The 22,614-nt window shown below is 54.6% G+C and carries 20 protein-coding genes; 14 read left to right on the top strand and 6 right to left on the bottom strand.

Going from position 1 to position 22,614, the window contains the following annotated elements; genetic code table 11:
* Positions 1–4: 4 nt before the first annotated feature.
* Positions 5–2,125: a TonB-dependent siderophore receptor gene (locus tag OK409_RS20975; RefSeq protein ID WP_264367472.1), complete on the bottom strand. Its 2,121-nt coding sequence runs from the start codon at positions 2,123–2,125 to the stop codon at positions 5–7.
* Between the two features lie 460 nt (positions 2,126–2,585).
* Here OK409_RS20975 and OK409_RS20970 point away from each other — a divergent pair, with 460 nt between their 5' ends.
* On the top strand, positions 2,586–3,476 hold the full coding sequence (locus OK409_RS20970) for a MurR/RpiR family transcriptional regulator (RefSeq protein WP_264367471.1): 891 nt from the start codon (positions 2,586–2,588) through the stop codon (positions 3,474–3,476).
* Between the two features lie 204 nt (positions 3,477–3,680).
* The gene (locus OK409_RS20965) at positions 3,681–5,654 is read left to right on the top strand and encodes an autotransporter domain-containing esterase (protein ID WP_033760753.1); all 1,974 of its coding nucleotides are present in this window, start codon (positions 3,681–3,683) and stop codon (positions 5,652–5,654) included.
* Between the two features lie 145 nt (positions 5,655–5,799).
* Here OK409_RS20965 and sfnG read toward each other — a convergent pair whose 3' ends face one another.
* Entirely contained in the window at positions 5,800–6,885 is a 1,086-nt protein-coding gene (gene sfnG, locus OK409_RS20960) for a dimethylsulfone monooxygenase SfnG (RefSeq protein WP_264367470.1), read from the bottom strand.
* Between the two features lie 311 nt (positions 6,886–7,196).
* Here sfnG and OK409_RS20955 point away from each other — a divergent pair, with 311 nt between their 5' ends.
* Complete coding sequence (locus OK409_RS20955) at positions 7,197–7,667, top strand: GNAT family N-acetyltransferase (protein ID WP_264367469.1); 471 nt, start codon at positions 7,197–7,199, stop codon at positions 7,665–7,667.
* A gap of 103 nt (positions 7,668–7,770) precedes the next feature.
* Complete coding sequence (rluF, locus tag OK409_RS20950) at positions 7,771–8,649, top strand: 23S rRNA pseudouridine(2604) synthase RluF (RefSeq protein WP_264367468.1); 879 nt, start codon at positions 7,771–7,773, stop codon at positions 8,647–8,649.
* A gap of 58 nt (positions 8,650–8,707) precedes the next feature.
* Here rluF and OK409_RS20945 read toward each other — a convergent pair whose 3' ends face one another.
* Entirely contained in the window at positions 8,708–9,766 is a 1,059-nt protein-coding gene (locus tag OK409_RS20945) for an SDR family oxidoreductase (RefSeq protein ID WP_122889545.1), read from the bottom strand.
* Positions 9,767–9,863: 97 nt separating this feature from the next.
* On the opposite strand from OK409_RS20945, the gene OK409_RS20940 reads away from it, so the two are divergent.
* From OK409_RS20940 to OK409_RS20930, 3 genes are all read left to right on the top strand, one after another.
* A complete protein-coding gene (locus tag OK409_RS20940) occupies positions 9,864–10,775 on the top strand; it encodes a LysR family transcriptional regulator (RefSeq protein ID WP_264367467.1) in 912 nt (303 codons plus the stop codon).
* 192 nt (positions 10,776–10,967) lie between these two features.
* Entirely contained in the window at positions 10,968–11,282 is a 315-nt protein-coding gene (locus tag OK409_RS20935; RefSeq protein WP_264367466.1) for a helix-turn-helix domain-containing protein, read from the top strand.
* 214 nt (positions 11,283–11,496) lie between these two features.
* Entirely contained in the window at positions 11,497–12,168 is a 672-nt protein-coding gene (locus OK409_RS20930) for a hypothetical protein (protein ID WP_122459730.1), read from the top strand.
* Between the two features lie 90 nt (positions 12,169–12,258).
* Here the strand turns inward: OK409_RS20930 and OK409_RS20925 are convergent, their stop codons facing one another.
* Positions 12,259–13,110 (bottom strand): Vmh family MBL fold metallo-hydrolase, encoded by an 852-nt coding sequence (locus OK409_RS20925; protein WP_010246935.1) that lies wholly within the window; start codon positions 13,108–13,110, stop codon positions 12,259–12,261.
* A gap of 146 nt (positions 13,111–13,256) precedes the next feature.
* On the opposite strand from OK409_RS20925, the gene OK409_RS20920 reads away from it, so the two are divergent.
* The 3 genes from OK409_RS20920 (at position 13,257) to OK409_RS20910 (ending at position 15,385) form a co-directional block, all read left to right on the top strand.
* The gene (locus OK409_RS20920; RefSeq protein ID WP_033768818.1) at positions 13,257–14,138 is read left to right on the top strand and encodes a LysR family transcriptional regulator; all 882 of its coding nucleotides are present in this window, start codon (positions 13,257–13,259) and stop codon (positions 14,136–14,138) included.
* A 38-nt stretch (positions 14,139–14,176) separates the two neighbouring features.
* Positions 14,177–14,596 (top strand): bleomycin resistance protein, encoded by a 420-nt coding sequence (locus OK409_RS20915; protein WP_264367465.1) that lies wholly within the window; start codon positions 14,177–14,179, stop codon positions 14,594–14,596.
* A gap of 486 nt (positions 14,597–15,082) precedes the next feature.
* Positions 15,083–15,385 (top strand): type 1 fimbrial protein, encoded by a 303-nt coding sequence (locus OK409_RS20910; protein WP_264367464.1) that lies wholly within the window; start codon positions 15,083–15,085, stop codon positions 15,383–15,385.
* Between the two features lie 319 nt (positions 15,386–15,704).
* Here the strand turns inward: OK409_RS20910 and gabP are convergent, their stop codons facing one another.
* Positions 15,705–17,120, bottom strand: a complete 1,416-nt coding sequence (gabP, locus tag OK409_RS20905) for a GABA permease (protein ID WP_264367463.1) — start codon at positions 17,118–17,120, stop codon at positions 15,705–15,707.
* Between the two features lie 76 nt (positions 17,121–17,196).
* Positions 17,197–18,483, bottom strand: a complete 1,287-nt coding sequence (gabT, locus tag OK409_RS20900) for a 4-aminobutyrate--2-oxoglutarate transaminase (RefSeq protein ID WP_033760699.1) — start codon at positions 18,481–18,483, stop codon at positions 17,197–17,199.
* A gap of 110 nt (positions 18,484–18,593) precedes the next feature.
* Here gabT and OK409_RS20895 point away from each other — a divergent pair, with 110 nt between their 5' ends.
* From OK409_RS20895 to OK409_RS20880, 4 genes are all read left to right on the top strand, one after another.
* Positions 18,594–20,084: a PLP-dependent aminotransferase family protein gene (locus OK409_RS20895; protein ID WP_264367462.1), complete on the top strand. Its 1,491-nt coding sequence runs from the start codon at positions 18,594–18,596 to the stop codon at positions 20,082–20,084.
* A gap of 97 nt (positions 20,085–20,181) precedes the next feature.
* Positions 20,182–21,558 carry a glycoside hydrolase family 10 protein gene (locus OK409_RS20890; RefSeq protein ID WP_264367461.1) on the top strand — a complete coding sequence of 459 codons (1,377 nt, stop codon included), beginning with the start codon at positions 20,182–20,184 and terminating at the stop codon, positions 21,556–21,558.
* 57 nt (positions 21,559–21,615) lie between these two features.
* Positions 21,616–21,918, top strand: coding sequence for a hypothetical protein (locus OK409_RS20885; RefSeq protein ID WP_245115041.1), 303 nt, complete (start codon positions 21,616–21,618; stop codon positions 21,916–21,918).
* Positions 21,918–22,220 (top strand): hypothetical protein, encoded by a 303-nt coding sequence (locus OK409_RS20880; protein ID WP_182504849.1) that lies wholly within the window; start codon positions 21,918–21,920, stop codon positions 22,218–22,220. Before OK409_RS20885 ends, OK409_RS20880 begins: the two co-directional genes overlap by 1 nt.
* Positions 22,221–22,614: the final 394 nt, after the last annotated feature.

Genomic DNA, 22,614 nt, shown 5'->3' with positions numbered 1-22,614 from the left:
CGATTTAAAATTCAACACGGGCCTGTACCATCAGGTTGCGGGTTTCACCTTCACGGACGCGCAGGTTGCCGCCGCTTGAACTGTAATAGTGCTGGTTAAACAGGTTATTGATGTTCAGACGCAGCTGCGTTTTTTCACCGAACAGGCGGTTGTTCCATGCCACGAAACTGTCTGCCACCACATAGTCGGGCAGGGTGAAACTGTTATCGGGATCGCCCGCACGGCTGCCGACATAGCGTGCGCCTCCGCCGAGCCGGAACGAGCCGGGCAGGCTGCTGATCTGCATCTCATGACTGAGATAGAGCGCACCGGCATGACGCGGCGCATTCTGCAGCCGATTGCCGTTGTTATCCGGATTAACCCGGTCATTAACGATCTCTGCCTGATCATAGCTGTAGTTCGCACTTAAATCCCAGCCGGGTGCAATTTCGCCGTTCAGCTCAAATTCAGCGCCGGTCGATCGGGCTTTATCAATGGCCCGCGTGCTGCCATTAATATTCAGCGACATCGCTTTTTCGTCTATCCGATAGAGCGCGACGGTGGCGAACAGTTTCGGCGAGAGTTGCCATTTACTGCCAACCTCCCAGCTGGTGCCCTGTTCCGGTTTGCCGACATTGCCATCATCATCCACGTCGGTTGACGGGGTGAACGACTTACTGACGCTGGTGTAGAAAGAGAGGTCAGGTGTGAGTTTGTAGATCACCCCCGCCTGCGGCAGAAACTTATTCCCCTCATCATTCAGGGTTTCCACCTGCGGATTAAATCCGCGCGAGGCGCGCTGTTCATAATGCTGATAACGACCGCCCAGCACCACAATCCAGTCGGGTGACAGAGAAATGCTGTCTTTGGCGTAGAGTGACCGGCTATGAATGCGGTTCAGGTTATTGGCGGCTGCGCTATTTTCCGTGCTGGCGTCCGTGACCGGTGACAGCAAGTCATATTCAGGCGTGAAATAGTTGAACTGGCGGTTGACCTTGCCCTGATACTGATGGGCACGATAAGTCTGGTTCATCTCATAGTCGGTGCCCACCACCAGCGCGTGCTGCATACCCAGAATTTCGGGATTACCCAGCAGATCCCAGCTCAGGTATTTAGTTTTGTGGTTAAACCCGCGATTGGCATCGGCGCGACGTGTGACCACGCCGCTGCTGGCGTTCACCGCCGTCACGCGCACTTCATTGTTGTCATAGCGCCGCTGGTTCCAGCCCAGGGTTAACCGGGTGCGCCACTCATCATTAAACTGCCAGTCATAATGAGCATTCAGGGTTTTGTTATGGCCCCAGGCGTGATTGGCTTTGTCATCCAGCCGATCTTTATAACCGATGTCGATCGGCTTGCCGTCGATAAAGGCCGTGCCGCGATCGTAGGGAATGTCATAGCGGTAGTCGGCATAGCTGATCAGAAAACTTGCCTGCTCGCCATACCATTGCAGAGAGGGTGCCAGCAGTGTGTGCTCTTCACTGCCAAAGTTGCGCCAGTAATCCTGATTTTGCTTTTCGGCGATCAGGCGGAAGGCGAAGCCGTTGCCCAGCGGACCGGTGACATCCAGGGTGCCCGCACCGCCACCTTCACTGGCGTAACGTCCGCTGACGCTGGAGTGCCAGCTGTATTGCGGCTTTTTGCTGACTACATTGATAATGCCGCCCGGATTCTGAATGCCATACAGCAGCGAGGAGGAGCCTTTCAGCACCTCAACCCGCTCGGTCGTGGCATCGAAATTCAATCCCTGACTGCTGCGGATGCCATCCCGGTAGATGGAGCCATCGGCGTTGCTGCCAAATCCGCGTCGTACAAAGCCATCTTCGGTGCCAGCCAGCGTGTTCGCTTCGGTCACACCGCTGACGAAGCGCATCGCATCCGCCAGTGAGCTTGCCTGGTAATCGTCCAGTTGCTGCTGCGTGACCACGCTGACCGACTGCGCCTCATCGATCCGCGCGGTCGGCATTTTACTGGCAACGCTACTCTGGCTGGCGCTGTAATTTCCCTCTGAACTGGCATCCGCGGTCACGGTCATATCCGGGGCGCTGTCGGTTGCTGCATTGACCTGTGGCAGCATGATGCTGCTGCAGATCGCCACGACCAGAGCGGGGTGCCGGGCCGGATATCGTGAGTCTTTGTTTTTCATTTTTCTTTTCGTATCTGAAGCAAAGGACCTGACGACTGACAATCTGTCTGTCTTGCAGGTCTACCCTGGAGGTGTTCTGCAATATGCAGCGTTTAAACAGAGGAGATCAGTATCAGGTCTTCAAGGTCATTATGCCGGCCGGACGACAACCTTTCTCATCTGTAATTGAGAATCATTCAAACATCCGCTATTGTAGTAGTAAACATAATTTGAATAGAATTGACTACATTTTTGCCGTGTCGTTTATCGCTGGCAAATAGATTGGCTGGAAGTTTTAGCTTATTGAAAATAATCAATATATTTTCATGGTGAGGTGATGTTTTTGGTTAAATCCACATCTTCTGCAGGTGAAATATAAAACAGCGTGACGCTTTTACTACATCTCCCGGCCCTTAAACTATCTATTTAGCCAGACTAGCGATGAGCCTTTTCACACGTTAACCCCAGTTGAAGGTGCAACATGAAACAAAACAGGCCCGTTAAAAACAGAGTGGATGTGGTGGCAGAGCGTCTTCGCGCCCGTGAAAAGCAGCTTTCACCCCGCCTGCTGGCGGTGGCGCGCTATATCGATCAACAGCGGGAAACGGTGCTGGAGAGCACCGCGATGGAGATCGCTGTGGCGAATCACACCTCTGATGCCACTGTAATCCGCGCGATTCAGGCGCTGGGCTTTAGCGGGCTGCGTGACCTCAAACAGACACTAAAGGCCTGGTTTGGTCCTTCGCTGACCTCTGAAGATAAGATGATCACCACCGTCAGTGAGGTGACCAGTGATGTGAACAGCGCCATCGACTTTGTGCTGGAGGGCCACCGTCACGCCTGTGAGGTGCTGTCGCAGCCAATGAATCGGGTGGCGGTAGCGGATAGCGTGGCGCTGCTGGGCGAAGCGCGTCAGGTCGCTATTTTTGGCATCAACGCCTCTGGTATTCTGGCGGACTACAGCGTGCGGCTGCTGAATCGTATCGGTCTGCCCGCCTTTTCCCTTAACCGTGCAGGAATTGCGCTGGCAGAGCAGATGCTGGCGCTACAGCGTGGCGACGTGCTGATCATGATGGCGCAACAATCGGCGCACCGGGAAGGGACAACAGTGGTACGTGAAGCGAAGCGGCTGGATATACCGATTATTCTGCTGACCAACGCCACCGACTCCTTTTTCGCCCGCGAGGCGGATGTCGTAATCAATGTGCCGCGCGGCGGCGAGAAGGGACGCATTCCCCTGCACGGCACGATTATGGTCTGTCTGGAGATGCTGATCCTGTCCGTTGCCTCAACGCTGCCACAGCGTACCGTTAAGACGATGAAACGGTTACAGGATCTTAATCGCGGGCTGAAGCCCGCCAGCAAAAAGTAGCCAGTGTAACGACGCTGTGGCGGGTTCCCGGTATTTCACCTGAACCAGCACGGCTGATCTTTAAGTCAAATTTCTCCGCTTTGCGAGCGCGATCCCGTATTTTCTGCCACCCCTTTCCTCAGCCGTCTACGCTTACAGCTTGCTGCGCCAGCCGGTGCGGTTCTTACTCATACTGACTTTCATTTGATTTGTGCGGAGCTGCTGATGAAACCCCTTCACGCGCAATACCTTTTCTGCTGTGCCACCCTGAGCCTGCTGTCGCCGCTGCCTGCGATGGCCTGGAGCGACCTCACCGTCTTTGGCGATAGCCTGAGTGATGGCGGGAACGTCGGGCGCTTTACCTATGATGGCGCGACCCATCCGCTCTATGACGAGATCGTAGCGCAGTCGCTGGGTGATAACCTGCGCCCTTCATCGCAGGGCGGAAGCAACTATGCCGAAGGTGGCGCAGTTGCGGTACCTGCAATTAATCCCCTGTTTAACACTCAGGATCAGCTTGATAACTACCTTGCGGCGCGAGGCGGACGAGCTGATTCGGACGGTCTCTATATTCACTGGATTGGCGGCAATGATTTAGCGGCGGCGGCTCTTGCCCCCCTCGCTGCCCGGCAGATAGTGGATAACAGCGCCAGTGCAGCGGCCTCACAGGTCAGCCGGTTGCTGGATGCCGGAGCCGGAACGGTGATTGTTCCGACGGTACCTAATGTAGGGGCAACGCCCGCCCTGCTGCAGGCGATTCTGCAGGTGCCTGGTCCAGCGGCACAACCTGCCACGGCGGCGCTGTTTCAGTCGCTGAGCACCACCACTACGCCTGACCGTGCCGCAAGAGAGCAGGCGATTGAAACCGCGCTTGGCGAGGCGGCCGGACAAATCTCTTCAATTCCGCTGATCCGGGATGCCATTGCACAGCAGCTGATTGCCGCCTGGCAGTTACTGAGTCAGGAGGCGGCGGCCCTCACCGACCGTTACAACCAGGCTGAAGAGCAGGGGCTGGTGACCGCACGCGGGAACATCGCACGAGTGGATATCAATGGCCTGTTTAATGAGGTGATCGATAATCCGGGCCTGTATGGACTCACGAATACGGCCGGAATGGCCTGTCCGCCAGGTGTCTCGGCGATGGACTGCACCTCCTCGACGACAGGATTTTCGCAGTCACAGCAGTATCTGTTTGCAGACAGACTGCATCCCAGCCCGGCGGTCCATGCGCTGATCGCCGATTACATTCAGTCGGTGCTGAATGCGCCGCTGCAGGTAGCTGCACTGAGTCAGGCGCCGTCGATGCTGGTGGGCGATGCGCGCAATACGCTGGATGGACATCTGCAGCAGCAGCGTCAGCAGCCCGCCAGTGCTGGCGAGTTTACTGTTTTCGGCGGTTATGCCGGGCAGCAGCGTGATTTCCGCGGCGACAGCCTGCAGGATGGCGATGCGACCAGCGCCAGCGGCACCGTGGGTGTGGGCTATCAGCTGACCGATCACTGGCAGGCCGGTGCCATGCTCTCTACGACCTCGCAACGTCAGGATCCCTCGTCGCGCTTTGATTACCGTTTACGCGGCAATCTGGTGGCACTCTGGAGTCAGTTGAATTATCTCGATCGGGGATGGATTAATGCGGACGCCCATTATGCCGATCTCGACTTTGATGATATTGAGCGTCAGATCAGGCTGGGACCGGCGACCCGCACGGAAAAGGGCAACAGCAATGGTAAGGTGCTGGGAATGCGGCTGCAGACCGGCTGGGATTTGCCGCTGGGTAGCTATGTTTCTACTGGCCCGGTGGCCAGCTATGCGCTCGACTACACCCAGGTCGATGGCTATAAAGAGGAAGGCAACAGCAGCACCTCAATGCGCTTTGGCGACCAGACGCTGCACTCTCAAATCGGCGCAGTGGGCTGGCGTATCGACAGCAAAGATTTGCTGATCAATCCCTGGGCGCAGGTCAGCTACAATCACCAGTTTGGTGACAGCGATTCGGCGGTGACCGCCGGACTGAAATCGACCCGCACCGCCTTTACCCGCAGCAGCGATTCCAGTGATGATAACTGGATCGATATGGCGGTGGGTGCGAGCGTGCCGCTTGGCACCTCGGTGAATGCCTTTGCGGGCGTCTCGGCGGTAACAGGCAACAGCGACATGCATCAGGTGACATGGAACGTCGGGCTTAACGCCCGCTTTTAACGGATCTGCTTTGCGGAGTGAAAAGCCCTGCAGACGTTGTCCGTCGCTCTCATAATGATAGCGGCGGGCGACGTTGCAGCAGATCTGAGCGTTCATCACACCCCGGATGCAGTCGGGTATAACTCTCTTCTGTGGCGTACCTTTTTCACGCTTCGATCAAAGCCTGCGCCTCCAGTTCGCGGACCCGCGGTATCACTTCGCGGCCAAAGAATTCGACCTCTTCATGAAAGTGCAGAAATGCCAGCAGCAGCAGATCCACACCGGCCTGCTTCAGTTCGATAATGCGTTCAGCAATCTGCTGCGGTGTGCCAATCAGATTGGTTTTAAAGCCGTCGTTGTACTGCACCAGATCCTCAAACGACGATTTCGCCCAGTTCCCCTCTCCTTCGGGTGAGGCACTGCCAGCATTTTTGACCTCATGCTGAAAGCCTTTTACCGCATCCGGGTTGGCTTTGCTGATGATCTCATGAAGCACCGCCTGCGCCTGCTGTTCGCTCTCGCGGGCAATCACAAAACCGTTCAGCCCGATTCTGACCTGATGCTGATTACGTCCGGCTTTTTCACGGATATCCGCGACCTGCAGACGGACACCGTCCGGGGTATTACCGTTGGTAAAATACCAGTATGACACCCTGGCGGCCATGTCGCGCGCCGCGCGTGAACTGCCACCCTGGAAAATTTCCGGGAGCGGTGACAACGGCTTGGGTTTCATCACGTAATCGTGGAAGCGATAAAAATCGCCGGCAAAGCTAAAACTCTCTTCACGCCAGATGCCGCGCAGGCAGCGAATAAACTCTTCTGAACGCAGATAGCGCTCTTCATGATCGAGCCAGGGTTCACCAATTGCCTTGAACTCGCCCCGGAACCAGCCGCTGACAATATTAACGGCGATGCGTGGACCATAAAGATGGCTGATAGTGGCAATCTGCTTTGCCGCCAATACCGGATTCCACGGGCCGGGAAGCAGAGCGGCAATCACTTTTAATTTCGAGGTGTGACTAAGTAAATCCTGCGAGAATGTGACCGATTCATGCTGATTATCTGCGCCATATCCTGCAGTAAAGCGAATCTGCGTCAGCGCGTAATTAAAACCCGCCTGTTCAGCGATCTGCGCCAGTTTGCGGTTGTATTCGGCATCCCAGCGGGTACGCTGCTCTATCTGACTGATCACCAGTCCGCCCGAGACATTCGGCACCCAGTAGGCGAACTGTAAAGGTTGGTTCAGTGACATGGTTTTCTCCTGGCATATAGCTGGATTAATGGAACAGTTAAATCTTCCAAACTTTCAGATATAAAAGAAAAGACCAAGCAGTAACCATGCCAGAGATTAAATAATTGAAGTTAAAGGATTAAAATCCAGTTTTGCATAAGCGAGCTGTTGCAAATGCAGCAACACAGAAACAGCACGGTTGCTGATGCAGCAGCGCTTCATGACCGCGCGTAACTGCGGCGAGGCCAGGGGCACTGAACCCGGCGGTATTCGCAGATAGCCGCAAAGCGATGTGATAACGTAGCGGTTCTGTTGCAGAGCCGGAGGGCACTATGATTGTCAGACAGGCATCGCCCGAAGAGGCGCACCATTTATGGAACATCAGAAATCTGGCCATCCGTCATGGCTGCCAGCATGCTTATCCACCCGACGTGCTCGCCGCCTGGACGCCAGACCGCATGCCCGCCAGCTTTCCCGCAATGATCCGCATGAATCCCTTCTTCGTGATTGATGGTCCGGACGACGTACCGGTTGCTATGGGATCGCTGGACCTTACCGCCGCCAGCGTGGAAGCCATTTTTACCCTGCCTGGGTTCACCGGACAGGGAATGGCGGGCCTAATCATCAACACCATCAAAGCGGAGGCGCTGCAGCGTGGCTACCGCCGGTTGACGCTTGCGTCGACGCCGAACGCCGTGGGTTTTTACCAGCAGCATGGCTTCCGGCCGCTGGGCGAAAGTTTCTATCCGTCAAAGCTGGCGGGCAGCGATTTGCGCTGTACTGAGATGGCGATTGATCTGTGAATGCCCGCTGCCGTCAGGCTGGCAAAGCAGAGCAAAAGTTTCCGGTGCAAAGACTTCGCAAGCCCCCGCCGGTAAGGTATAGTCCGCGTTTTTTGGAGGAATCATGCTGACTGACTCATCAACTCGTCTTAATAAATACATCAGCGAGAGCGGCATCTGCTCCCGTCGTGACGCCGATCGTTACATCGAGCAGGGCAACGTTTTCATTAACGGCAAACGCGCCACTGTGGGCGCGCAGGTATTTGCAGGCGATGTGGTGAAGGTCAATGGTCAGCTTATCGAGCCGCGCGATGAAGACGATCTGGTGCTGATTGCCCTGAATAAGCCGGTGGGGATTATCACCACCATGGAAGAGGGCGAGCGCGATAACATCAGCGATTTCGTCAATCACAGCAAGCGCGTCTTCCCGATTGGCCGACTCGACAAAGATTCTCAGGGCCTGATTTTCCTTACCAACCACGGTGATCTGGTCAACAAGATCCTGCGGGCCGGTAACAACCACGAAAAAGAGTATGTCGTTACGGTCGACAAGCCGATCACCGATGAGTTTATTGCCGGAATGAGCGCAGGCGTGCCGATGCTGGGCACGGTGACCAAAAAGTGCAAAGTGAAGAAAGAAGCGCCGTTTGTCTTCCGCATCACGCTGGTCCAGGGGCTGAATCGCCAGATCCGCCGTATGTGTAAGCATTTTGGCTTTGAAGTGACGAAGCTTGAGCGCACCCGAATCATGAACGTCAATCTCAAGGGATTGCCGCTGGGGGAATGGCGCGATCTCACTGACGACGAACTCGTTGAGCTGTTTAAACTGCTGGAGAACTCCTCTTCAGAAGATAACCCAGCGAAGAAAGCTAAAGCTCCGGCGAAACCTGCCGCCGCTAAAAAATCGCAGAAGAGTGCGGCGAAACCCGCTGAAAAAGCGGATGCTAACGGTGCCTCACGCAAGCGCTTTGTCCAGCCGGGACGTAAGAAGAAAGGGCGCTAATGCTGACCCGATGCAGAGAGCGACTTTCCTGCTCTCTGCATCGGTAATCAGCGGATTATTACGGAATGATCCGGGCCGCCCGGAAGCGGGCAAACAGATCGCAGAACATCTTATCCGTTGCGCGATAACCGTGGAATCCCGCCCGCCGCAGCTTGCTGCCGTCGCCAAACATGTCGTAATCCCAGCCAAAAACAAAATCAGCGAAAACACCATCACTAAGCGCAAGAATATCGGGCTGGATCAGCCCGTTGGCAGCGGCGATTTCCCGCCACAGCGCACGATAATCCTGAAATAGTTGCCGGAACGACAGCGAAACCGGCGGCGCGATCTCCAGTTCAAACCACGCTGCAATGACCGGCCATAGCTCACTCCAGCGCCAGAGATCGCCATTATTGATATTAAAGGCCTGATTGCGTGCGTCAGAAGTGCGTGCGGCCCAGATCGTCGCGTCGGCCAGCAGAGTGGCATCGGTAAAATCGACCATACTGTGCCAGGTTTCCGGCGAACCGGGAAAGCGTAAGGGCAGCCGCGCCGCGCGACAGATTGAGGCGTACAGCGCCAGGCTCAGCGCCAGGTTCATGCTGTTGCCCGGCCTGTCACTGCCGACCACACCGGGCCGCAGCGCACTCCAGTGCCAGGCTTTACCTTGCTGTTGTGCGCTCAGCCAGTTCAGCTGCGCGACGTTAAACTCAGCACCCGGTACACCAGGATCGCTTTCCCGCGCCGGCGTTTTAAAGCGTCCGAGATGGGCGCCATACACCTTGTATCCCTGCATCAGGCTGACATGCTCAAGTGGTGCGACATCCTCCATGGTCTGAACCAGATTTTGCAGCATGGCAAGATTCGGCCCGACCATGGTTCCCCAGTCAGAAGCGTTCAGCCAGGCGCTGTAAAAGATATGCGTGACGTCGGTGAGTGATGCCAGCCGTTGCTGGCACTGCTGGCTATCGCGCAGATCAACCGCAATCACCTCTGTGCCGCTGACTGCATAGTCTGACCGATGCGTCAGTGCTTTGACCTGCCAGTGGTCTGCTACCAGTGCCTGACTCAGTTGCTGACCGACAATCCCGCTGGCACCCGCCACCAGCGCAACCTTCTTATCCTGCGTCGTTTTCATGATCATTGCCCTGTTAAGAGAGAAGCTGCATTCTCACCTGCGTTTATTTCTGATTAAATACCCTGAACCGGATGTCACTTATCAGGAAAATCAATAAATGCAGAACAAACTGAATGCGATTCAGACCTTCATCCGGGTTGCTGAAGCGGGATCTTTTTCGGCGGCGGCCCGGCAAAACGGCATGAAGCAGTCGGCGGTAAGCCAGCAGATTGCCGCGCTTGAAGAGGCGCTGGGGGTTGTGTTACTGCACCGCACCACACGAAAAATGGCGCTGACGGAGCAGGGTCAGCATTATCTGCAGCAGGTCAGGCAGCTGCTCAGCGCGATGGAAGAGCTGGAGCAGCAACTACGGCCTGAATCGCAGCCTCTGCACGGCAAACTCTATATGCAACTGCCGAGCGGCATCGGGCAGCGGCTTATGCCGTATCTGATTGCATTCCAGCAGGCGCATCCCGCGCTGCGTCTGAATATTGCGCTGGAGGATCGCCTGTCGGATCTCATTGGTGAAGGCGTTGATGTGGCAATCCGCCTCAGCGAATCGCCGCCCGCCACACTGGCTGCCCGTTCACTCACCACGGTTGAAACCGTGCTGGTGGCTTCCCCTGAGTGGATAGCGCGAAACGGCACGCCGCAAACTCCCAGTGACCTGCAGCACCATCCCCACATACGTTTTAGCGGCGTGTCGCCCGATGCGCCGCTGCAGCTGGTGTCCGCGACCACGAGGGTGTCTGTGCCGGTAGAAAGTGCTTTTCGCTCTAACAACAGTGATGCAATGATGCAGGCCCTTGAAGCGGGGCTGGGGATCGGTGGGTTACAAACACTTATCGGCGCAGACGCGCTGGCATCCGGCCGACTGGTGCGGGTTTTATCGGACTGGCGGCTTCCCGACCGCTATCTTTATGCTGTGTTTCCCGATGCCCGCTTTATCCCGGATAAAGTGCGGAAGCTGGTAACGTTGTTAACTCAGGAGCTGGTGCGGTTGCAGGGAACAGGGCAGAAACTCATCTGATGTGGTGAAGAAAAAATCAGGTCTGATTGAAATGCACCCAACTCAGGGGTAAAGTATGCCCAGGTTGGGGACAGGGAAATACTCAGCACATGGACGCACTATTCATCGATAAAGATTAACGCGACGATTTGACCAGGCAACAGCGTGATGCCCTGGCTACCGCGCTGAATGTGATCAAAAAAGGGCTGAGACATGACTGAACGCGATATTTTCGGTGAACTGATGACGGGTATGCAGGAGCTTAAGGATCATCAGGAGGGCAAAATTACGCTTAAGAGTTATAAGGTCACTAAGCGTGCCCCTGTAACTATTGCGCCGCAGGAGTTACGCGACGTACGCGAAAAACTGAACCTCTCCCAGGCCGTATTCGCCCATTATCTTCATACTGGTGAAACGACATATCAAAACTGGGAACAGGGCAGGGCGAGACCTAACGCCCAGGCTGTTTTACTGATCCGCATGGTGCAGCAGAACCCAGAAACGCTGAAGACGCTCGCGAAGCTCTGACAGGCCAGCCCGTAAGGCTGGCATCCTGTTTCATTATCGATGCCTCCGCTTTCCCCTCTCTGACGAATTTAAAACGCTAACCCCTCTCCCCAATCCGATAGTCCGTTTCATGCCTCCGGCCAGATTTTAATGGGGGTCACATTCAGACCAACGACACTTTTCACCCTGATCAGGGCGTGGCAGGATAAGCGCAATCTATCAAGGAGTGTGCCTGATGTTACTGAAAGGTATGAACGATCCGCTGCTGAAAGCGTATCAGCATCCCAAATCACGGATGATGATCAGCCGTTTCAGGGGGCTGGCGGGGGATCGAAGACTCAGTGACTGGCAGGCGTTCTGTATTCTGGTCACCGGCTTTACCAATTACTGGTATGTGCATGCAGGTCACTACACCATTAATGTCACACTGACTAAAACCCGCCAGTTCGACTTCCTGCAGGACTTTCTGCATTTCACGGTTACGCTGGATGGGTTAATTGGTGATGAACATTTTCGTAGTCCGGACTTTGTGCTGCCCCATTATGATGTGCCCTACGAATTCTGCCGCTGGCGTAACAAGCGCGGCTATGATGCGTTAACTACCTATATCAGCAAGCAGGGTGTGAAATCCCATAAAGGGATATTTGTCGCCTCTGAAGGGGCTTCCCCGGAAGAGCAGGTGATGAAATGGGAAGGTGTGGTCAACGTCTATGACAAAACCTTTTTTAGCGTGACTAACTTCAGCACCACCCAGGAATTTCTGATCAAAGACATCAGTAAATCCATACAGGAAGGATTGCTGAAGCACCTGAGTTTTTACCGCGATCTGTTTCACTATATCTTCCCCTCACCAGCGGAGGCGCGGTTGCAGGCGCGCGATGACAGGCGCTATCTGGCTAAAAGATAGCGCCCGGGCATCTTCAGATCAGGTCAATGGGTTCAGCCGGGTCTGCTTAAACGTTGCTAACCCGGTAGTCAGCTGACCTCTCAGCGGGGTTTACCACTTCATCTCGCCGGTATTGACTTTGGCGCTGAGTTCCAGTGAAGCGGGTTCTGCCAGTTTCGGCCAGGCGGCTTTCATGGCGGTAATCACCTGCGCTGAGGTTTTATGTTGCGCCAGCGCCGCCTCAAAACTCTTCAGATAATTCAGGGTGAAATCCACCGCCTGTGAACCGGCCGGACGGGCACCGAGATAGTGACCCGGAATCACGTTCTTCGCGTTCAGGGTCTGCATTTCGGTCAGGATATGACGCCACTCAGCGCGGCTCTGAACGGTCTGAGTGTCAGCCGTCCAGACATGAATGCCCGAGGAGAGGGCGGTACCGCCCAGAATGGTGCTTGCAGACGGGATCCAGATATAAGCGGCGTATTGCTCCGGATGACGCAGCTCCAGCACCTCACCGTCGACGCTAAAGCGGGTCTGATGGGTCACTTCAGGCACAAACACCTTATCCGGCGCGCCCTGCTTCATCTGTGGACCCCAGTATTTCAGCTTGGCGTCATGCGTCTGCTGGATATGCTTCACCACCGCCGGCGCGGCAACCACCTTCACGTCCGGCCAGGCTTTAACAATTGGCTCCAGACCAAAGTAGAAATCGGGATCGCCAGAAGTGATCACAATTTCCTTTAACGTTTTTCCGCTCTTTTTAATCATCTCTGCCAGTTTTTCACCGTCCTGGGTGCTGAACTGGGCATCAAACAGAATCGCTTCGGTTGGCCCGGTAACCAGCGTTGAGGAGACGGCAAAGATGCCCTTTTCCTGCGGATTATAGGTTTGCAGTTGCAGGGTGGCCGCGCTGGCGGAGGCCGAGGCCAGCACCAGCATCACAGGTAACAGCGTAGTTTTCATTGAGGATCCTCAGAGATAAATGCCCGATTCAGGCAGGCGTAACGGGCGATGTTCAGTATCAGTGGCGCTATTCTACGCATCTGGCTATCTGTTAGAATTCCCGCAATCAGAGATGCTGAGTTTCATAATCCGAACAGGTGGAGTGGATGGACAGAGTCACGGCGGCAGCCGTTTTCAACCGGATATGTGAACTGGGCAGCCTGAGTGCCGCCTCACGATCGCTGGGGATCTCTCGCCCGATGGTCAGCCGTTATCTGGAGGAGATGGAAAAGTGGGCGGGAACGCGTCTGCTGCATCGCTCTTCGCGCCAGCTGACCCTTACGCCTGCCGGTGAGGCGATCCTGCAAAAAACCCGTCAGCTGGCCCTGCTCTCAGAGGCGATCCAGCAGGAAACCACCCAGGGCGTACCGGCCGGAACGCTTCGCATCGCCTGCGCCCACTTTACGGCTCTTCATCTTGTCGGCCCGGTGATCCCCGATTTTCTGGCGCGTTATCCGGCACTGCGCATCGAGCTGGAAATTAACAATCAGCCAGTAAGCCTGATTGGTGAGCGTATCGATCTCGCTATTCGCATCACCGACTCGCCAGAGCCGGGGGCGATCGCACGCCGTCTTGGCGAATGTCACTCGGTACTCTGCGCCTCACCTGAGTATCTTAAGGCGCGGGGTAACCCGGAAACCCCGGACGATCTGGCTCAGCATAATTGCCTCTACTACAGTCGCTTTGCCGGACAGAGCTGGCATTTTACGGCGGCTGGCGGGGAGAAAATCGCGGTTGCCGTCAGAGGAAATTTCAGTGCGGGTATCTCTTCACTGTTGTGTGACGCGGCGATAGCGCATTGCGGGATAGCGATGGTGCCTGAGCAGGAGGCTCGCCACGCACTGGAAACAGGGAAGCTGGTAAAATTACTGCCCGATTATGAGCCGCAACGTATCGGCATATGGGGGCTTTACCTGTCGCGTGAGCACCAGTCTGCTGCACTGCGGCTGATGCTGGATGAGCTGCAAAGCACAATCCAGAGCCGGTGATCAGAGGGGAGAGTAACCGATCAAAATGGAACCTTACTATGAGTGATAATCAAACCCTTTACTGGAACCCTATGGTGCCAGAACTGACCGTCACTGACTTTGCCGCTTCGCTGCATTTTTACACCGTGGTGCTGGGTTTCAGTGTGAGAATTCAGCGCCAGCAGCCTGATTTTGCTTACCTCTGCTATGGAGAGGTGCAATTGATGATTGAGCAGTTCCATCCGCAGGGCTGGAACATAGCCGATCTGCGCTGGCCGCTGGGGCGGGGTATTAATTTCCAGATTGAAATTGATGATGTTCAGGCTGTGCTGACGCGTTTGCAGCAGCATGCTGTTCCGCTCTATCGGCCGCTTCGGGACAACCACTATGACACCGGTGAGACCACCGCCTGTCAGCGGGAGTTTCTGGTGCAGGACCCCGATGGTTATCTGCTGCGTTTCAGCCAGTATATGGAATAAGCTGAACGTGTTTTGGCAATATTAATCAGCAGGAGAATGGCTTGAGTAAAATAGACATTCTCTTCGGATATTTTATATTGACTGTTCAATCATGATCAATGGAAGCCTTTAATAGCAGCGTAGTGAAGTCATCTAAAGCGCGAAGAGTTACCTGCTGTTTACCACCGTCACATTAATCATGACCTTTTCCACTAACGGAAGGCGCTATGCATAGCGTGTTAACTATTGTAAAGCGTCATTAAGTAACAGGCGGCCATGATTTGCTGCTACAAGGCCATAATAAAAAATGAATGTAAGAAAGAAAATTTATCCAGCGATGGTCTACACTCTCGTTAGCTGGCTGGATTAGGATTATTCTTAACAAAAGTTTTTTAAGGGATTTCATTGGGCTAAGCGTTCGTACATTTACATTTATTCGTTCACTCAGCACTTAATCTTTGGGAATGTGAGCCGATAACAGGTGATACATACTCAGGAGGACGCACAATGAAATCTTTTTTATCTGTCTGCATTAGCATGTTGCTGATTGCCCTGGCCGGACCGGTTATTGCGGATTCAAATTCAGGCATGCTCACCTTCAGCGGAGCCATTACTAATGGTTCATGTAATATGAATGTCGGAAAAAATCCTGTCGTGTTTGACTGTTTTGATCCCGCCAGTGGTAGGGCTGTGGTCACTACTGCTGACCTGATGAATCCCGAATTGCTGACCAAATTACCCCTGGAAGTAAAAATGCACTGGTTTAATCCTGAAAAAAGCAAAGGGATACTTTACGTTACCTATCTTTAACGCTTCTCTTGAGGTTTTATTCTGAACGACAGTGCAATGCCTTAGCAGCAACGGTGACATAGAACCTAAAGATATAAACCCATAGCTCATACAGGGTTTATCATTAAGTCACCAAGAGCCAGTGAAGTATCTTTTGTGAAATTTTTAAGTCAGCATCGGGGAATTCAGTTTACCGTATTCATCATCAGAAGATAATGTCTGCATCTTATTAATCCCTTGCATAATTGAGGGTTAACACACGTTGCATCTGTTGATATGCAGACAAAACCCACCTTTGCTGTCAAAGGTGGGTTTAATTTACAAAAAGCTTGCGTGAAGATCAGTAAGAGTCAGAAGAGCGCTGAGTAAAATATTTCGTGTTCTGACGCTTCTCCTTTTTACGACGCAGCACAAGGCTGGTGGTAATAATCAGCAGCGTCAAACCGCCGGTTGCCAGTAATTCAGCCTGATGTTTCGCATCAAACAACATGATTACCAGCACCGTGACGATAAACAGGATAGTGACCCACGTCAGGCCAGGAAATAACCACATCCGGTAACTCAGGACTTCACCCGCTTTCTCGCGCTTTTTACGCAGCACCAGGTGGGACGCAGCGATCACCAGATAGACCAGCAGTGCAATCGCTCCCGATGTGGCCAGTAAAAATTCAAACACCACGCTGGGCGCCAGATAATTGGCGATCACCGCCAGAAATGCAGCCGCGGTAGAGAGCAGCACAGCAATCCACGGCGTGCCGCTGCGATTGGTACGTGAGGCAGCCGCCGGTGCATCTTTGCGGCGTGACAGAGAGTAGAGCATGCGCGAAGAGGTATAAAGTGCAGAGTTAAGACAACTGCACACCGCCATCAGCACCACCAGATCGACAATCAGTCGGGCGTGCGGGATGTTCATCGCCTGTAACACTGTCTGCCATGAACCCTGTTCAACCAGCCCTGGTGCATTCCACGGCACCAGCGCCACTACAAAGAAAATCGACAGCAGATAGAACAGCGCAATACGCCAGATGACGGAGTTAGTTGCCTGAGTAATCTGCTTGCCGGGATTCTTCGACTCTGCGGCGGCAATCGTGACAATTTCTGTGCCCATAAAAGAGAACATGGTGGTCAGGATGGCAGCCACTACCGCGCCGATACCATTCGGCATAAATCCGTGAGTGTCATAGAGATGCGACAGGCCGCTGGTATTGCTGTCAGGCAGCACACCAAACACTGCCGCACCTGCCACGCCCAGGAACAGGATGATGGCAACGACCTTGATTAATGCAAACCAGAACTCAAACTCACCATAATTTTTCACGCTGAGCAGATTAGTAATGGTCAGCAACAGGGTGATAGCAAACGTGAACTGCCAGATGGCGACATCGGGGAACCATGCATGAAGAATGGTTCCCGCCGCATTGGCTTCCAGCGGGATCACCAGCACCCAGAACCACCAGTAGAGCCAGCCGATGGTAAATCCGGCCCAGCGTCCCAACGCTTTATCGGCGTAGGTTGAGAACGAGCCTGAATCGGGTGAGGCGACGGCCATCTCGGCCAGCATCCGCATAATCAGGACCACCAGCGCACCGGCGGCGGCATAAGAGATCAACACCGCGGGGCCCGCTTCAGAAATAGCATGGCCGGAGCCAACAAATAGCCCGGCGCCAATCACGCCCGCAATTGAGAGCATACGCACGTGGCGCGGTTTCAGGTTTTGAGCCAGCGAATCTGCATTCGCACTCTGAGTCATCGTCATGTAAACGTCTCCTGTCGACGTCCGGCCTGGATGGCCGGACGAACGGGGATGAACTTGCGTTAACGCGTCAGCGAAATCAGGCCGGGACGACGGGATGTCCGGCGGGTGCGACACAGTGATCGATCACCGTGGAGAGAATGGTCAGCGCCTGGCTGAACTGCGCATCCGGAATGGTGAGCGGGTAGAGGAAGCGGATGACGTTGCCTTTGGCTCCGCAGGTCAGCAGCAGCAAGCCCTGTTCCATCGCCATCTTCTGAACCGCCTGCGCGGTGCTGGCCTGATAGAACTCCATCGCCACCATCGAACCCAGCGCACGCACTTCAGCAATGTCCGGATGTTTGCGTTGATGTTCCTGGAGTTCTGCTTCAAGCCGGGCACCGAGATCAACGGCGCGCTGGCAGAGCTGCTCCTCTTCAATTACATCCAGCACCGCATGGGCCGAGGCGATAGCCAGCGGGTTTCCGGCATAGGTCCCGCCCAGCCCACCTGGTGCAGGTGCATCCATCACCTCTGCGCGACCGGCGACCGCGGAGAGCGGCATCCCGCCTGCCAGGCTTTTCGCCATGGTGATGATATCGGCCTTCACCGGGTAGTGTTCCATGGCAAACAGCTTGCCGGTTCGCGCAAATCCACTCTGGACTTCATCCGCAATCAGCAGAATGCCGTGACGGTCGGCCAGCTCCCGCAACTGCACCATAAACTCTGCGGGTGCCGCATGGAATCCACCTTCGCCCTGCACCGGCTCCAGCACGATCGCGGCGACGTCATGGGGCGCAATGTCCTGCGTAAAAATTTCTTCAAGGCTGGTCAGTGCCGCCTCGATGCTGATCCCCTGAACCGCGCTGGGATAGCGTGCATGGAAGACTGACGGCGGCATCGGGCCGAAATCCCGTTTGTAAGGCGCCACTTTTCCGGTCATCGCCATGGTCATAAAGGTGCGGCCATGGAATGCGTTACCAAAGGTGATGATGCCGTGGCGGCGGGTATAGGCACGCGCCACTTTTACGGCATTTTCTACAGCTTCAGCCCCGGTGGTGAAGAAGGCCGTTTTCGCCGCACCGGCGATGGGAACCCGCTGATTAATACGCTCGGCCAGTGCGATGTAGCTTTCGTAAGGGGTGATCTGGAAAGCCGTATGGGTAAACTTTGTTAATTGATCGGCAATCGCCTGTTCAATGCGTGGATGGCGGTGGCCGGTGTTCAGTACCGCGATGCCGCCCGCGAAGTCGATCCAGCTATTACCCTCCTGATCCCATAAGGTGGCGTTCTCTGCCCGGGCAACGTACCAGTCGCACAGCGTACCGATACCTTTGGGGAGAGCCTGTGCTTTGCGCTGCTGCAACAGGTTATTTTTTTCGCTCATTTATTCCACCTCGTTAATATGCGTGTTTACAATTCCCGACAAACACGTTTATTTATGCCTGAGGCGTGGTGAGTTGCCAGAGCCAATTGTCAGAGGAAAGGTGGAGCCAATTGCGACTCTTATACGCAGATCATCTATTAGCGCGGTTACAGTTTTTAAGAACTGGCTCATTACATCAGCGGCTGCTGAACTGCATGCAGGCCGCGATCGCTGAAGAGGTGTTTCCGCGCGGAAGCCGTTTGCCGCCAACCCGCGATCTGGCGCGCGAACTGGGCGTGTCGCGAAACACGGTTATGCATGTTTATGAGAGCCTGATGGCGCAAGGCTATGTTAACGCGCGGACCGGCAGCGGCACCTGGATTGCAGAAACGCTGCCGGAAAACTCTCTGCAGAGTGATGCAATTGCCGACCTTCAGGCGGTGAAGGCGCAACGACCGGCAACCCTGTCGAAGCGTGGCGCCAGTCTGCTGGGGCATGCTACAGCATCGCCTTACCAGTGGGGCGCGTTTGTCCCCGGCGCGCCCGATGTGACCGAATTCCCCCACAAGCTGTTCAGTCAGATTCAGGCGCGTCTGAATCGCGAACCTGACGTTCACCGCCTGGTCTACAGCAGCGGCGGTGGCTGTCCCGATCTGCGCCATGCGCTGGTGGATTATCTGCGGGTGGCACGCTCAGTGCGGGCCGATGCTGACCAGATCCTGATCACCGAAGGGGTTCATCAGGCGGTTGATCTGGTGACCCGGGTGTTGTGCGATCCTGGCGATCGGGTCTGGATGGAGGAGCCAGGCTACTGGGGAACACGCAATCTGCTGCGCATGAATGGCCTGAAGATTCGGGCGATGCCCGTGGATGAGCAGGGACTGGTGCCGGACAGCGGCCCGGCACCAAAGATGGTGTTTGTGACGCCCTCTCATCAATATCCGCTGGGTGTGCATCTGAGTCTGGCCCGTCGTCAGGCATTGCTCACCCTTGCACGTCGCCATCAGAGCTGGATTGTGGAAGATGACTACGACAGCGAATTTCGTTTTTCCGGCCAGCCTCATCCCTCACTGCAGGGACTTGAAGCGGATGCGCCGGTCATTTACATGGGAACGTTCAGCAAAACGCTCTATCCCGCGCTGCGCATTGGCTACATGGTGGTGCCGAAACCGCTGGCACAGCCGTTGCGCATCGCCGCGGCAGAGCTCTATCGCGGCGGACATCTGCTGATTCAGCGTGCGCTGGCGGAGTTTATCCGGCTGGGCCATTACATGGAGCATATCCGCCGGATGCGCCTGCTTTACCGCCAGCGGCGGCAGTTTCTATGCAGGCTGATCGAGTGCTATCTGGGGCCAGCCTTTTTACCGGCATTCAATCATGAAGCGGGGCTGCATCTGGTGATCCCGTTGCCAGCAGGCGCGGATGACGTGGCGATAGCCGCGGAGGCGCTAAAGCGCGGCGTCAAAGTACGGCCACTTTCGCAATATTATATGCACCCTCAGGAGGCGCGCGGATTGCTGCTGGGTTACGCCTGCGTCAATGAGCGGCAGTGTCAGGATGCGTTTGGCACACTTAAAGCCTGTCTTGCGTCCGCCGGAATGGTGTTCACTCCACAGCGCTAGCGGGTTCAGGGGCGCGTGTTTTGAAGGAGGGCGGTTTTACTGCCGCCTCTGTGCTAACGCATTGACATTTAATCAGAGTCACCGAGAATACTCCTCTTTGCGCCCCGACCAGACAATACTGGAGTCTATCATCGCCTTTAAACCCTTTACTGCACCGGCCCGTGCGGCTATTAAGCGAGGCGCCGCGCTGGCTGCCGCGTTCTTGCTGGTCAGTTGCGCATCCGAGCCGCCGAAATCGCTGGTCACACCTTTTCCGCCCGTGACGAAACAGCCGCTACCGACGCCTGGCAAGCCAGCACATCCTCATGCGCAGGAACCGATGCGGGGTGTCTGGTTAGCCACGGTTTCGCGCCTTGACTGGCCGCCCGTTGCGTCGGTAAATGGCACCAGTCCGGCGCAGCGTATCCGCCAGCAGCAGCAATCACTGATCGAAAAGCTGGATAAGCTGAAAAGCCTGGGCATCAACACGGTGTTTTTCCAGGTTAAGCCTGATGCCACTGCGCTCTGGCCCTCAAAAATCCTCCCCTGGTCAGATATGCTGACAGGAAAAATTGGTGAAGATCCGGGCTATGATCCGCTGCAGTTTATGCTGGATGAGGCGCATAAGCGCGGTATCAAAGTCCATGCCTGGTTCAACCCTTACCGGGTGTCGGTAAACACTAAATCGTCTACCGTCAGCGAACTCAACCGCACGCTGTCACTGCATCCGGCCAGCGTTTTTGTGCTGCATCGCGACTGGATCCGCACTGCAGGCGATCGCTATGTACTCGATCCGGGTATCCCTGAGGCGCGTGACTGGATCACCAGTATTGTGGCCGAGGTGGTGGCGCGTTATCCCATCGACGGTGTGCAGTTCGATGACTACTTCTATGCGGAATCTGCCGGTTCACTGCTCAACGATAATCAGACCTTCAGCCGCTACGGTCAGGGGTTTGCCAGCAAAGCGGACTGGCGGCGTCACAATACTCAGCAGCTGATTGAGCAGGTGTCACGTACCATCAAACAACTGAAGCCGGACGTGGAGTTTGGTGTCAGCCCGGCGGGCGTCTGGCGTAATCTGTCGCATGATCCTGCCGGTTCCGATACCCGCGGAGCGGCGGCGTATGATGAAGCTTTTGCCGATACCCGCCGCTGGGTGCAGCAGGGCTTGCTTGATTACATTGCACCTCAGCTCTACTGGCCTTTTTCCCGTCAGGCGGCCCGATACGATGTGCTGGCAAACTGGTGGGCAGAGGTCGTGAAACCGACTAAAACCCGGCTCTACATCGGCCTTGCTCTCTATAAAGTGGGCGAGCCGTCAAAAGTTGAGCCTGACTGGACACAGCAGGGCGGCGTACCGGAGCTGAAAAAGCAGCTCGACCTTAATGAATCGAACCCCAATATTGATGGCACGATTCTGTTCAGAGAGAACTATCTGAATCAGCCGCAGACTCAGCAGGCGGTAAGCTATCTTAAAAGCCGCTGGGGAGGCTGAGAAACGCCGCGACGCTGGGCCATTAACTCTGGGTCATATGACGGTAACGGGTTTGGTATGGATCTGGATGCAGGAAACTTATTGCTGCAATCATCCAATCTGAAATCAGTGAATGCTACCGAATGGATCCCGATTTTTATCAATGGCGAGCCGCGTTACATACAGTATCAGGAATTCAATAACGCTATCCGATTCCCTCGTTATACATATGCTGAGTTACCAGACCCGGCTAAAACAACTTATGGGATGTGTTTCTGTACCGATACAACACGCACGCCAAAAATGCAGATGCTCTACGCGTCAAATGACGGGTTGTGGTATCCGGTTAACAATCCATCAGAAAAGTGGAAACCTATTTAATGGCCTTCACAGCTAAATTTATACCAGACGAATCAATTGTCGATGGGATTGGTATGCCCGATGCTCGCGGTTATTACAACGTCGAATTTGATTTTCTGGATGTGGTAGAGATTATCGAAACCGAGCCCCAACAGGTTGTGTGCTGCTTCACACTTACTATTGAGGGAACGATACTAAACTATCGGTTTCGTTACGCCTTTACTTATGACGGCACCAATGCAACTGCTGAGGCGGCTGAATATGCCCTCCAAACGTATCTACAGAAAATATACGAAAGCTCTGGTACTGAGGTTGATGATTAACTGAAAAAAGGCTGCTATAAAATTGGAAGTAAATCTTTTATTTTCATGCACTTAAACCAATCGATCTATTATACCGATCAATCTTCGAAAATTGATCGGTACAACCAGTTGGAGCCACCCTAAAACTGAGTATATTTTAATCATGGTTAGAGGGAGCCTGATATATGAATAGGAGAACAACGTGGACGTTAATATTATTTGGATGTGTGATAGCTTGGGTGATAACAATAACTGGACTGATAGAAATATATAAATATTATTGGTTTCACTTTTGAAGTGCCAACACCAGCCCGGTTTATCCGGGTTTTTTTATGTAATGCATCTATTCAATATTATTTGGAAGACGTGTCGCAATATTGACTTCCAAATATTCAAAGAACGATTTGATAAGTTA

Origin of the sequence: Pantoea sp. RG18 (assembly GCF_025910075.1) — a bacterium.
Classification (GTDB): Bacteria; Pseudomonadota; Gammaproteobacteria; order Enterobacterales; family Enterobacteriaceae; genus Pantoea; species Pantoea agglomerans.
This window is presented reverse-complemented; position numbering and strand designations above follow the sequence as displayed.

What these genes read in the sequence shown, in the direction of transcription:
- OK409_RS20910 (WP_264367464.1), top strand. Translation starts at nt 15,083, where the DNA reads ATGAAATCTTTTTTATCTGTCTGCATTAGCATGTTGCTGATTGCCCTG.
- OK409_RS20885 (WP_245115041.1), top strand. Translation starts at nt 21,616, where the DNA reads ATGGATCTGGATGCAGGAAACTTATTGCTGCAATCATCCAATCTGAAA.
- OK409_RS20945 (WP_122889545.1), bottom strand. Translation starts at nt 9,766, where the DNA reads ATGAAAACGACGCAGGATAAGAAGGTTGCGCTGGTGGCGGGTGCCAGC.
- OK409_RS20955 (WP_264367469.1), top strand. Translation starts at nt 7,197, where the DNA reads ATGATTGTCAGACAGGCATCGCCCGAAGAGGCGCACCATTTATGGAAC.
- rluF (WP_264367468.1), top strand. Translation starts at nt 7,771, where the DNA reads ATGCTGACTGACTCATCAACTCGTCTTAATAAATACATCAGCGAGAGC.
- gabP (WP_264367463.1), bottom strand. Translation starts at nt 17,120, where the DNA reads ATGACGATGACTCAGAGTGCGAATGCAGATTCGCTGGCTCAAAACCTG.
- sfnG (WP_264367470.1), bottom strand. Translation starts at nt 6,885, where the DNA reads ATGTCACTGAACCAACCTTTACAGTTCGCCTACTGGGTGCCGAATGTC.
- OK409_RS20920 (WP_033768818.1), top strand. Translation starts at nt 13,257, where the DNA reads ATGGACAGAGTCACGGCGGCAGCCGTTTTCAACCGGATATGTGAACTG.
- OK409_RS20965 (WP_033760753.1), top strand. Translation starts at nt 3,681, where the DNA reads ATGAAACCCCTTCACGCGCAATACCTTTTCTGCTGTGCCACCCTGAGC.
- OK409_RS20935 (WP_264367466.1), top strand. Translation starts at nt 10,968, where the DNA reads ATGACTGAACGCGATATTTTCGGTGAACTGATGACGGGTATGCAGGAG.
- OK409_RS20915 (WP_264367465.1), top strand. Translation starts at nt 14,177, where the DNA reads ATGAGTGATAATCAAACCCTTTACTGGAACCCTATGGTGCCAGAACTG.
- OK409_RS20975 (WP_264367472.1), bottom strand. Translation starts at nt 2,125, where the DNA reads ATGAAAAACAAAGACTCACGATATCCGGCCCGGCACCCCGCTCTGGTC.
- OK409_RS20940 (WP_264367467.1), top strand. Translation starts at nt 9,864, where the DNA reads ATGCAGAACAAACTGAATGCGATTCAGACCTTCATCCGGGTTGCTGAA.
- OK409_RS20930 (WP_122459730.1), top strand. Translation starts at nt 11,497, where the DNA reads ATGTTACTGAAAGGTATGAACGATCCGCTGCTGAAAGCGTATCAGCAT.
- OK409_RS20880 (WP_182504849.1), top strand. Translation starts at nt 21,918, where the DNA reads ATGGCCTTCACAGCTAAATTTATACCAGACGAATCAATTGTCGATGGG.
- gabT (WP_033760699.1), bottom strand. Translation starts at nt 18,483, where the DNA reads ATGAGCGAAAAAAATAACCTGTTGCAGCAGCGCAAAGCACAGGCTCTC.
- OK409_RS20970 (WP_264367471.1), top strand. Translation starts at nt 2,586, where the DNA reads ATGAAACAAAACAGGCCCGTTAAAAACAGAGTGGATGTGGTGGCAGAG.
- OK409_RS20925 (WP_010246935.1), bottom strand. Translation starts at nt 13,110, where the DNA reads ATGAAAACTACGCTGTTACCTGTGATGCTGGTGCTGGCCTCGGCCTCC.